This is a genomic window from Alicyclobacillus sendaiensis NBRC 100866 (assembly GCF_001552675.1).
GTDB classification, from domain to species: Bacteria; Bacillota; Bacilli; order Alicyclobacillales; family Alicyclobacillaceae; genus Alicyclobacillus; species Alicyclobacillus sendaiensis.
This window is the reverse complement of sequence record NZ_BCRQ01000078.1, coordinates 1-11,346: the sequence shown is the minus strand read 5'-3', so window position 1 is coordinate 11,346 and position 11,346 is coordinate 1. Positions and strand designations below refer to the sequence as shown.

The window sequence follows — 11,346 nt, the reverse complement described above, 5'->3', positions numbered from 1 at the left end:
TTCTTTACCATTAGTTTTTCGAAATACATACCTGAAGACACGTTCGACATATCCATGCCTCTCTCTATTCTAACTCCGAACCCAACATATCGAGGATATTTCTTGCTTGTATTAAAAATAATAATGAACAATTCTGTATGTCAAGATACTTTAGGCAGATCGTTTCCTTTTGTTATCTATCATGTTTCATGTCTCACCCTCGGCCTTGGCGTGGACGTACTAGTGATTTTTGCTCGATAGTTGGTAACCCCTCGCCACACATGTCCTAGGAAACATAAAACCGACCTTACACTTGATTCTCCCGCAGAACCGGTTGATTGCTAGGAACAAGAGGCAGAGGCTAAACCATAGCATCAACAACAGGTCTGAAATGACGCCGGTCACGACTGCCATGCGTATCTCCCCGGGTGACGCGTGGTTGACGGTCCATCGAGAAGCCCCAGCCTCCCGCTCGCTTTATGAGGCAACGGGAACAAACACGAGCGAGACCGTCTGGTGTTTTGCATCGGTCGCCGTCTGAGACCACTGCAGGGGTTGTGACGCCGAGATATAGAAAACAGCGTTGCTCTCGTCCTGTTCAAAATCGACCTTTTGAACGAGACTGTTGCTCGCGTGACCGTAAGTCACCGTCGTCGATGGCAACGCGATATTGCAGCAGTTCGGAATCACGAGCTCATAGAGCGATGCATGATGGCGGGTTCCCAGCGCTCGCTATGTTAGGGCGGACATCCAGAAACTATAGTCCCCTGCCTTTCCCGGGTTGCAAGGCCCAAGTCCATCACGAATCGCTGGGCAACATCCTCAGGGACGCGGATCTGCATAATTTGCCAAAATTAAGATACTTCAGGGGCAGGGGGTTGCGGCTGGTACCCGGTGGGGCTCCCGCATCCAATCAGCCATCCCGCAGAGGCGACTATGGCGACTGCCGCGCGCAGCCGGTGAATTCGGCGCAGATGGATGCCTCCCTAGGTGTGGACTTCGTTTACAGTTTACAATGGATCGCAGAGAAAGGCGACACAACCGACAGGAGGAATGCAGTTTGATCCATGAAACGCCGATTCATATTCGTTACAGCGACACTGACTTGAACGGCCACGTGAACAACGCGGTCTACGCCACCTACATGGAGGAGTCGCGCATCTCCTTCCTGCAGGAGGTGTTCCCGGGCCAGCGGCTGCCGCTCGTCATCGCCTCGCTGCACATCGACTTCCGCCAGGAGACGCGCTATCCCGAGCACACAGACGTGGTGGCGCGCACTTGGCTCACGCGGCTCGGGCGGTCAAGCTTCGAATTCTTCTGCCAAATCGTGAGCGTCCGTGGCGAGGTGTTGTGTGAGGGCACCGCGGTGGTAGTCCATTACGACTTCGAGAAGCGCAAATCCGCGCCGCTGCCGGACTGGGCGCGCGAGAAGCTCCTGCCCTACGTGCGGGAGCGCGAGGAGTCGAACGTCGGCGTGTGAGCGAAACGAGGCGCGTCTTCCGCGCCTCGCCGCCCCCGCACCGTCGCTGCACGGCCCAGTCCTCGGTCACTGCAAGAGTGCGTCCCAGAGCGATCCGCGCCGGACGGGATCGCCATGCGCGGGGCACACCCAGTCAAACGACAAGCGGCCGACGTCCGCGAGCGACCGCCGGAGCGCCGCCTTGTCCCAGGTGAGAAAGGATGGCGACTTTTTCAGCCGGCCCCCGCGGGTGGTGACGAGATCGCCCGCGAGGAGCGTGTCGCGCGCAATGAGGCAGACGTGCCCGGGCGTGTGCCCCGGCGCGGGCACCGCCTCGAGGCCCCCGACGCGAGCGCCCGGCTCGAGCGCGCGGTCCACCTTCGGCCGCTCGACGCGCATCAGCCCGGCAATCGCGCGGCGCACGCCCTTCGGCTTCGCCGTGCCCTCGATGTACGGGATGTCCGGCGCGGGCGCCCACAGCGTCGCGCCGGAGAGCTCCTTCAGCCGCTTGGCGTTGCCGATGTGATCCACGTCCAGGTGGGTCAGGACGATGTGGGCGAGATCGCCCGGCTTGAGGCCGAGGGACGCGAGCGCTTGGACCATCTGGTCCGCCCGCCCGGGCATGCTGGTGTCAACCAGCACCGGCTCGTCGCCGAGCACAAGATAACTGTAGCTTCCCTTGGTGCACTCCAACAGGTGAATCTTCGGCGCAATCTCCACGCCTCACGCCTCCCCGCTTCACGCGAGCGTCTTGGCCCACTCCGCGACGGTCATCACGTCGGCCTGGCGCGGGAACACCTTGTCCACGAGCACCCGGTGCACTTCGGGATCGCCATCCAGGCAGGCGTCCTTCAGCACCGTGAGCTGGTAGTCCTTGTCCGCCGCCTCGCGCAGCGTGGACAGCACGACGCCCGACGTGGCGATGCCACAGAGCACGAGGTGCGTGATGTCCTTGGCGCGCAGGATGACCTCGAGATTGCTGCCCGCAAACGCGCTGACGCGGTACTTCGTGACCACGGGCTCGCCTGCCTCGGGCCGAACTGACTCGTGAATCTGCGTCGTGTCCGCGCTCACCGTCATGTTGCCGGCTTGCGCGAGATGCGAAAACATCTTGTTGCGCGGGCTCACTTCGGGAAACCCGTCGCTGAAGCCCACCCGCACGAAGATGACCTGGACGCCCGCTTTGCGCGCAGCCGACACGGCCTCCTGAAACGGGCGAAGCGTGTCCTCCCCCTGCAGGTAGCGTGAGACAATCCCGTTCTGCACGTCCATCACGAGAAGCGCGGTGTGCTTCACATCTGCCACGTGATCCGTCCCCTTCCCTGCTCACGCGATTTGCCGCGATCGCGCCATCCGTATCGTTCAAGGCCATGATACGCCCAAACGCGGCCCCGACCCAAATGGGCGCGTCCACTTGCGTGGAAAGGCGTACAATGGACCTGTCCTCATCTGAAGGGAGATGCAAGCGATGTCAAGCGCACCGCAGGCGGTTCGCGAGGAACACTGGACGCGAACCGACAGCTGGCTGTTTTGGTCGTTCGGGCTCGGTATGCTGCTCGAGAACTACATCTTCAGCCTCTCGAGCGTCGCCACACAGTGGGTACCGATGCCGAAGTCACTTCAGTCGCTCCTGCTCGCGTGGTCGCCCATCTGGCTCATCATCGGCATTGCGGTCGCTGGGCCGTTGGCTGATCGCGTCGGGCGGAAGAACACGTTCTACACCACTATGGCGCTCTACGGCCTCGGCGCCATCGGACTCGTCTTCAGCAACCAATACGCCCTCATCCTCTTGTTTCTCGCCATGCTCCTCTTCGCCGCGGGCGGTGAAATGAACACCATCATGGCCGTGTCCCACGAGATGATGCCGCACAAACACCGCGGCAAGACCATGATGCTCGAACTCAACTTCATCAACCTGGGAGGCGTCATTCTGGGCCTCGTGGCGCTTTCCACCGCATATCAACACGTGGCCTTCCAGCGGGCGATGATCGCCCTGACCCTTCTCGTGGTGCTCGTCATCCTGTTCTTCGCGCGCCGCAACACCCCGGAGTCCATCCGCTGGCTCGAGCGAACCGGCCAGCACGATCGCGCCCGGGCCGAGATCGAAAAGTTCTATGGGTGGGAAGAGTACCAGGCGCGGCAAGAGGCGGCTCGACGCGCCACGGAGGCGGCGCAGGCATCGGATGCAACGCGGGCCAAGCGCGTGGGCCTGGGGCTGAAGCTCTTCACAACGCTCACCATCTCGTTTGCCGGATCGGCCGGCTTCGGCCTCATGACGTATGTGCTGGGTCCGCACTTTTTCCCGAAGCTGAACGCGGCCATCATTCTCGTGGCGACGGGCACGGGCTTTGTCTCGGGGTTCTTCGGCCTGTGGGCTGACCGGTGGAGCCGCAAGTGGCTTCTTTTCATTGGGTATCTCGGTTCCTTCCTCATGACGCTGGTCATCTGGGCCACCATCCCTGTCTGGTCCAAGAGCCTGGCGCTCTTCTGGTTGCTGCTCATTGTCCTCAACGTGTTCGTGAACATCGGGTATCTGACGGAGGACACGCTCAAAGGCGAGGTGTGGCCGACGAAACGGCGCGGCACCTACACGGCCTTGGTGCGCTTTGTCAGCATCGGACTCTACATCGCCACGATTTACATCACGCAAAACTTCGGGATCACGGCGTACACCATGTTCAACGCGCTCATCTGGGCCATTGGGCTCGCCGGAGCCATCGCGTGGTTCATCGGTGGATACGAGACCGGAAAGGGTGCGAGTCTGGACGTGGCTTCGGGCGAGATCGACACGTAAGCATCGACCGCCATCTTCAAGGCGTCCGTCCGCGTCTCTGCCTCCGGCGACGGATCTGCCACCTCGTTGCGCGGGAGGGGGACATGCCCCTCGGCCGCGCAGGTTCAAGGGCCGCACCGTGCTGCGAAACTGGCGTCTGGTGCGGCCCCTCGGCCTCGACAACCCGCAACTCGCAATTCCCCGTACCTTCGCGCGCTTTCGTCTTCAAGTCCTTTGTGCAACATGGACTCGAATCCAAGCCAAGATCCAGCGAATTGACACAGGAGATTGGTCGATCCTTGTCGAATCAGCGTCGAATGGTTCCGAGCATGGAAACATGCTCGGCAGCAAATGCTTGCGTTGATGGGATCCATTCACAAGGGGGGGTTCGCGTGAAGAAGGGAATTTGGCAGAGCGGCTTGGCCATCGTCGCCGCGGCCGCACTGGTCGCAGGTTGCGGCACCAACAACTCGTCGTCCGGTTCCAGCAACACTAGTAACAGCGGCAACACCGGCAACACCACCTCGACGAGCGGCAAGACCATCAAGGTGGGCCTCGTGACCGACACCGGCGGCCTGAACGACAACAGCTTCAACCACTTGGCGTACGTCGGCATGCAGGAGGCGCAGAAACAGCTGCCCAACATCCAGACGAGCGTCGTGCAGTCGCAGTCGGAGTCCGACTACGTCCCGAACCTGAGCCACTTCGCGCAGAACGGGTACAACCTTGTCATTGCCGTGGGCTACCTCATGGCGGACGCGGTGCAACAAGTGGCCAAGGAGTATCCGAAGACGCACTTCCTCATCATCGACGACAGCATCACCGGCATCCCGAACGTCGCGAGCGCCATCTTCCAGTCGCAGCAGGCCGGCTACCTCGCGGGCGTCGTCGCCGGCATGGTGCAAAAAGATCACCTGCTGAAGAACATCAACAACCACAACACGGTCGGCGTGATCGGTGGCCAAGAGATCCCGCCCGTCGACTCGTACATCGCCGGCTTCCAACAGGGATTTCACAGCGTCGATCCGACCGGCAAAGTCCTGGTCGAATACACCAACTCGTTCAACGATGAGGCCGCCGGCAGCCAGTACGCGCAGAACGAGATTTCACAAGGCGCCGACATCATCTTCCCTGTCGCCGGCGGCGCGGGCATCGGTTCCATTAAGGCTGCGCAGAGCGCGAAGGTGTACGCCATCGGCGTGGACACGGACCAGTCGTATCTCGCGCCCGGAACCGTCATCACGAGCGCCATCAAGCGCGTCGATACGTCCGTCTTTGACACCATCAAGGCCGTGCAGGATGGCACCTTCAAGAGCGGCGTGAACAACTTCGACCTTTCCAACAACGGCATCGGCATCGCGCCGCTCATCTCGGGTCTGCCCAAGTCAGTGACGGACGCGGTCAATCAGGCGAAGCAGGAAATCTTGAGCGGCAAGATTCAGGTGTCGGCCACCGTGCAGAAGTGATCGGCGAGAGGGCGGTGCTCCGGCGCACCGCCCTTCTCTCCCACGGAGCTTTCCCTTTTGGAGGCGATCCCGGCTTTGGAACCCGTGTTGGAAGTCGTGGACCTCAAAAAATGGTTCCCTGGCGTCAAGGCGAATGACGGCGTGAACCTCACCGTGCATGCGGGAGAAGTGCATGCCATCCTCGGCGAAAACGGCGCCGGCAAGTCCACGCTCATGAAGGTCATCTACGGCCTCCTGGAGCCCACCTCCGGCGAGATCCGGCTCTTCGGTCAGCCCGTCCACTTCCGCAGCCCGCGCGACGCCATTCTCGCCGGCATTGGCATGGTGCACCAACACTTCATGCTCATTCCGGCGCTCACCGTCGCCGAAAACGTCGTCCTCGGGGACGAACCGGGCGGCGTCCGCTTCGACCGGCGAGAAGCGGTGCGGCGCGTGCGAGAGCTGTCCGAGCGCTACGGCCTCGCCATCGATCCCAACGCGAAGGTGGGCGATCTCACGGTCGGCCTGCAGCAGCGCGTCGAGATTCTCAAGGCTTTCTACCGCAAGGCGCGCGTGCTCATCCTCGACGAACCGACTGCGCTCCTCACCCCGCAGGAGACGCGGGAGTTGTTCAACATCATTCGCGCGCTGAAAGCCGAAGGCGTACCTGTGCTCTTCATCAGCCACAAGCTGGACGAAGTTTTGGAAATCAGCGATCGCGTCACCGTCATGCGCGCGGGGAAGACGGTGGAGACGCTCGAGACGAAAGGTGCGACGCCGCAGATGCTCGCCAACCTGATGGTGGGCCGTGAAGTCGTGTTGCGCGTCGAGAAGCCGCCCATGGAGGCCGGACCGCCCGTGCTCGAGGTGCGAAATTTGCGCGTCCGGTCGGCGGATCGGCACGAGCGCGTCAAGGGCGTGACCCTGACCGTCCGGCGCGGCGAAATTCTCGGCATCGCGGGCATCGATGGAAACGGCCAGTTTGAGCTGGCGGACGCCATCGCGGGCCTGCTGCGCGCGGAAGCGGGGCAGATTGTGCTCGACGGGCGGGACATCACGCACCTCTCCCCCGCGGAGCGGACGCAGCTTGGCATCGCGTACGTGCCGCAGGATCGCCAGCTCGATGGTCTCGTTCTCTCGTTCGATCTCGCCAGCAACATCATTCTCCGCGACTTCCGGCGGCCGCCGTTTTCGCGGCGCGGCATCTTGAACCGGCGCGCGGCCGAATCGTACGCGAAGCGGCTGATTGAAGCGTTCGATGTGCGCCCTCCCGACTTCCGCCGCAAGGCCTCCGAGCTTTCGGGCGGCAACCAGCAAAAGGTCATTTTGGCGCGCGAAGTGTCGCGAGATCCGCTCATCCTCCTGGCGGCTCAGCCGACGCGAGGGCTCGACGTGGGCGCCATCGAAGGTGTGCACCGCCAGCTCGTCCGGCTGCGCAACGAGGGGAAAGCAGTATTGCTTATCTCGCTCGAACTGGACGAGATTTTGAGCCTGTCGGATCGCATCGCCGTGATGCATGACGGCGAGATCGTCGGCGTGGTGGATAGAGCGGAGGCGACGCGCGAGCAACTCGGCCTCATGATGACGGGCCGGCGCGCGAAGGAGGGGACGGCGTGAAGGCACTTCAGTCGATTCTCTTGCCCGTGGCCGCGAGCCTGGTGGCCATCGCCATTGGCGCCATCCTGGTGGCGGCACTCGGATATAACCCGGTATCGGTGTATGGATCGCTCATCTCGGGCGCGTTCGGCAGCCTGGGCAATTTGGGCAACACGCTCACGGCGAGCCTGCCACTCATTATCATTGGGCTTGGCATTGCCCTCTCGTTTCAGAGCGGGCTGTTCAACATCGGCGCGGACGGACAGTACTGGATTGGCGCGACGGCGGCTGTGTGGGTGGGCTACCACTTCACGTCCCTGCCGGGTTGGCTGCACATGCTCCTCTGCCTCGCCGCCGGCATGGTGGCAGGCGCACTGTGGGCCGGCGTGATCCCCGGGCTCACGAAGGCCTTTGTCGGCGCGCACGAGGTCATCACCACCATGATGATGAGCTACATCGCCATTTTGTTCGCGCGCTACCTCATCGAGGGCGGACCGATGCAGGAGAAGGGCTACATCCCTCAGTCGCCGCTCATCGCGTCGAACACCCAATTTCCCTACTTCACGCAAGGGTTTGCGCGATCCCAGCTGTCGCCCATCTCCATGCTGATTGCGGCGCTGGCGGTGTTGGTGGCGTGGTTTTTGCTGTACAAGACGACCCTCGGATTCTCCCTGCGATCCGTCGGCCTGAACCCGCGCGCGGCGAAATACGCCGGCATCCGCGTCAAGCTGTACATCATCATCGCACTCGCGCTCTCTGGGCTCTTCGCCGGCCTGGCCGGGGCGGTGCAGATGCTCGGCGTGGATCATCAGCTTTTGGACGGCTTTTCGTCAAACTACGGCTACACGGCCATCGTGGTGGCGCTGCTCGCGCGCAACAACCCGCTCGCCGTCGTGATATCCGGGCTCTTTTTCGGCGCGCTCACCACGGGCGGCCAGAACATGCAAATCGTCTCCAACGTTCCGGCTTCGCTCACCAACGTGCTGACCGGCCTCATCATCTTCTTTGTGGGCTGCGAGCGCATCATCCCGCAGGTCATCGGTTGGTACCGGCGGCGCCGCTCCGCCCGAGCCCAGACGCCTGCAAGCTGACGAGCTGATTCTCGCACTGCGAAAGGAGGCGCACGGATGATCTTCTCCAACCCCGAAATTTGGGCGCTCACCTTGTCCATGGCCATACCGCTCGCGCTCCCGGCCGTCGGCGGCACGTTCTCGGAGCGCACGGGCGTCGTCAACATCGCGATGGAAGGCATCATGCTCATCGGCGCGTTCTTCGGCGTGGCTTTCTCGTACTGGACGGGCAACGCCTGGGTCGGGCTCTTCGCCGCCATCGTGTGCGGCGCCCTGACCGCGCTCGCGCTCGCTTGGGGCGCAATCCACGTATCCGCCGACCAAACGGTGCTCGGCATGGGCATCAACATCTTTGCAGCAGGACTCACGACGTTCCTGCTTAACACGCTCTTCGGGTACAACGGCACCCCCGTCAACACGCCGAAGCTGCCGTCGGTGAGCATCCCCGGTTTGGACCACATCCCGTACATCGGCGTGATTTTTACGAACCAAAGCGTGCTCGTGTACGTCGGGATCGTCCTGATTTTCCTATCCCACTGGTTCCTGTTCTCCACGCGGCTAGGACTGCGGATGCGATCCGTCGGCGAAAATCCCCTCGCGGCAGACACGCTCGGCATTCCCGTCTGGCGGCTGCGCTATTTGGGTGTCGTCCTGAGCGGCGTGTTTTCCGCCATCGGCGGGGCGTACCTGTCCATCGGCATCCTGAACGGATTCACGTCAAACATGACGAGCGGCCGCGGGTATATTGCGCTCGCCGCGATGATCTTCGGCAAGTGGACGCCGCTCGGATCGTTCGGCGCAGCGCTCATCTTCGGCTTTTCCACCGCGCTCGGCATCGTGCTGCAAGGCCACGGCGTGTCGTCGAACATCCTGCAGATGATCCCGTACGCACTGACCATCCTCGCCCTGACCGGGCTGATTGGCCGATCCACGCCCCCGGCAGCGGATGGCATTCCGTACGAACCGAGGAGATAAGGCGGAAAATAAAGTAGAGGCGTCGCTTCGTGGGAGCGGCGCTTTTTTGTGAGCTTGCGATACAATGTTTTGGAGATTGGCGGAAGGGAGCCGTTCGGATGCACAGGCTCATTTGATCCATCTCGTCGGGGGAAGCCCCGTCTGCAACCATTTGCGAGCTTCCAGCAGGGGGCTCCTGACGAGGTGACAACTGAACATGAGGACATACGGGTCGTGGTTCCAACGCCGCGGTCTGGCACTTTTCATGATGGCGGATGGCGTGTCTGTTTTGGGCGATCAGGCGGGCTGGATGGGTCTTTTGTGGTCCACGATGACCATGACCGAGAGCGCGCAGACCATGGGATGGCTAGGTCTTGCCTTCGGCCTGCCGGCGGTCGCGCTCGGCCCCGCCGTTGGGCATGTCCTGGACCACATATCTCACAAGCGGGCCCTCGTGGGATCCCATCTCATCCTCGGCGCGTTGTTCGCATCCATCGCCGTGCTGCAATGGGTGCACGCGCTTCCCGTGTGGGCGCTTCTGATGTTCGCGATTGCGGCAGGCTGCCTTACGCCGTTTTCGACCATCGGCTGGAGCGTCGTCATCCCGATTCTTGTCGCGGGCGATGAGCTAGCCTCCGTCAATGCGCTGATGGACATTATGTGGAATGGCGCGACCATTCTGGGTCCGGCCCTCGGCGGATTCGCTATCTCGCGCGCAGGTAGCTCCGTGGCCTTGCTCGCGGATGCAACCTCATTTTGGCTCGCGGCGTTATGTGTTGGACTGGCAGAAATACCAGGACAGGCAAGAAATGTGCCGACGACGATGTGTCAAGCGGCGGGATCGTTTGTGCAAAACACCCTCGAGGCCATGAAGACTCTGTACACGCTGCGCCCGCTCTGGTGGATCACCGTCGGCGTGTGGGCGCTCAATCTGGCGTACGGCGCGCTTGACATCGAGCTGCCTCTCCTGACCCACCGACAGTTTGGTCGCGATGCCTGGATGCTCGGCAGCCTTTGGACCACCTACGCCATCAGCTCGCTGGCTGGGGCGGCGTGGAGCAGCTGGATCTCCAAGAGACGCAGGACCGGCGTCGTGATGGCGATGATGGTCATTGGATGGGGCGCGGCGTTCGCGCAGCTGTTCTGGATCCACGCCTTCTCGATGCTTTACGTGGTCCTCGCATGCGCTGGCGTCCTGTTTGGCGGGTATCCACCGCTGGCGCGGACCGTGGTCCAGCGCTCCGTGCCGGTGCAGGTCATGGCACGCATCATGGGCCTACGGGGAGCACTCATTGCACTTGGCCCGCCGCTCGGTTCGTGGCTCGGCGGCCTGTTGGGCAGATGGCTCAGCCCTTCGCACGCCATTGCCTTGGTCGGTATGACCATTGCAGTATTCGGATGCTGGCTTGGCTCACGGGGTGATTTTAGGAAGATAGAAGCTTGACATCGGCTTCAATGGGGCGCCGACGATCTCGGCGGATCAACAATCCATTCGAAGTGGTAACCCAAGTCGAACCACCTGCTTCAATGGGGCCGCCGACGATCTCGGCGGATCAACGCATAGGGATAGGCGGAGTTAAGGTCATATCCGTAGCTTCAATGGGGCCGCCGACGATCTCGGCGGATCAACAGCTGGAAACGCCGCTACGACAAGCGGCAGGACGAAATGCTTCAATGGGGCCGCCGACGATCTCGGCGGATCAACCTGTATCGATCCTTGCCTACGTATTATTTTGACTTCGCTTCAATGGGGCCGCCGACGATCTCGGCGGATCAACTCACGCCTGGTACCGTGCGATTGAGCGAGCCGGCGTGCCGCGCTTCAATGGGGCCGCCGACGATCTCGGCGGATCAACGTAGGTATGTAGGGATAGTTAGGGATACTTAAGTGAGGCTTCAATGGGGCCGCCGACGATCTCGGCGGATCAACGCCACGCTCCTGACTCCGCTCCCCGCGCGGGATCTCAGCCCAAAATCGCGAACCTCTTCTCAGCGGCTCATTTCCACCACTTCCAACTGCCCTCATGATACCCTCTCTCCGCCCAAAAATCCAGTCCCCACGCGGAATTT

Annotated in this window: 9 protein-coding genes and 1 CRISPR repeat array; of the genes, 7 read left to right on the top strand and 2 right to left on the bottom strand. The window is 62.0% G+C overall.

The window, feature by feature from the left end:
* Positions 1–1,039: 1,039 nt before the first annotated feature.
* A complete protein-coding gene (locus AS26_RS12395; RefSeq protein WP_062310036.1) occupies positions 1,040–1,459 on the top strand; it encodes an acyl-CoA thioesterase in 420 nt (139 codons plus the stop codon).
* A gap of 66 nt (positions 1,460–1,525) precedes the next feature.
* On the opposite strand, the gene AS26_RS12390 is transcribed toward AS26_RS12395, so the two are convergent.
* Positions 1,526–2,158, bottom strand: a complete 633-nt coding sequence (locus tag AS26_RS12390; protein ID WP_062310033.1) for an MBL fold metallo-hydrolase — start codon at positions 2,156–2,158, stop codon at positions 1,526–1,528.
* An 18-nt stretch (positions 2,159–2,176) separates the two neighbouring features.
* Positions 2,177–2,710 carry a cysteine hydrolase family protein gene (locus AS26_RS12385; protein ID WP_062310041.1) on the bottom strand — a complete coding sequence of 178 codons (534 nt, stop codon included), beginning with the start codon at positions 2,708–2,710 and terminating at the stop codon, positions 2,177–2,179.
* 196 nt (positions 2,711–2,906) lie between these two features.
* Here AS26_RS12385 and AS26_RS12380 point away from each other — a divergent pair, with 196 nt between their 5' ends.
* The 6 genes from AS26_RS12380 (at position 2,907) to AS26_RS12355 (ending at position 10,720) form a co-directional block, all read left to right on the top strand.
* The gene (locus AS26_RS12380; RefSeq protein ID WP_062310031.1) at positions 2,907–4,232 is read left to right on the top strand and encodes an MFS transporter; all 1,326 of its coding nucleotides are present in this window, start codon (positions 2,907–2,909) and stop codon (positions 4,230–4,232) included.
* Between the two features lie 371 nt (positions 4,233–4,603).
* A complete protein-coding gene (locus AS26_RS12375) occupies positions 4,604–5,677 on the top strand; it encodes a BMP family lipoprotein (RefSeq protein WP_062310028.1) in 1,074 nt (357 codons plus the stop codon).
* A 75-nt stretch (positions 5,678–5,752) separates the two neighbouring features.
* On the top strand, positions 5,753–7,273 hold the full coding sequence (locus AS26_RS12370) for an ABC transporter ATP-binding protein (RefSeq protein WP_062310038.1): 1,521 nt from the start codon (positions 5,753–5,755) through the stop codon (positions 7,271–7,273).
* Positions 7,270–8,343, top strand: coding sequence for an ABC transporter permease (locus AS26_RS12365; RefSeq protein WP_062310025.1), 1,074 nt, complete (start codon positions 7,270–7,272; stop codon positions 8,341–8,343). The genes AS26_RS12370 and AS26_RS12365 overlap by 4 nt, the downstream gene beginning before the upstream one ends.
* A 36-nt stretch (positions 8,344–8,379) precedes the next feature.
* Complete coding sequence (locus AS26_RS12360) at positions 8,380–9,297, top strand: ABC transporter permease (RefSeq protein WP_062310023.1); 918 nt, start codon at positions 8,380–8,382, stop codon at positions 9,295–9,297.
* Between the two features lie 196 nt (positions 9,298–9,493).
* Entirely contained in the window at positions 9,494–10,720 is a 1,227-nt protein-coding gene (locus AS26_RS12355) for an MFS transporter (protein WP_062310020.1), read from the top strand.
* 4 nt (positions 10,721–10,724) lie between these two features.
* A CRISPR array of direct repeats spans positions 10,725–11,206; the repeat unit is 37 nt; unit sequence GCTTCAATGGGGCCGCCGACGATCTCGGCGGATCAAC.
* Positions 11,207–11,346 lie beyond the last annotated feature (140 nt).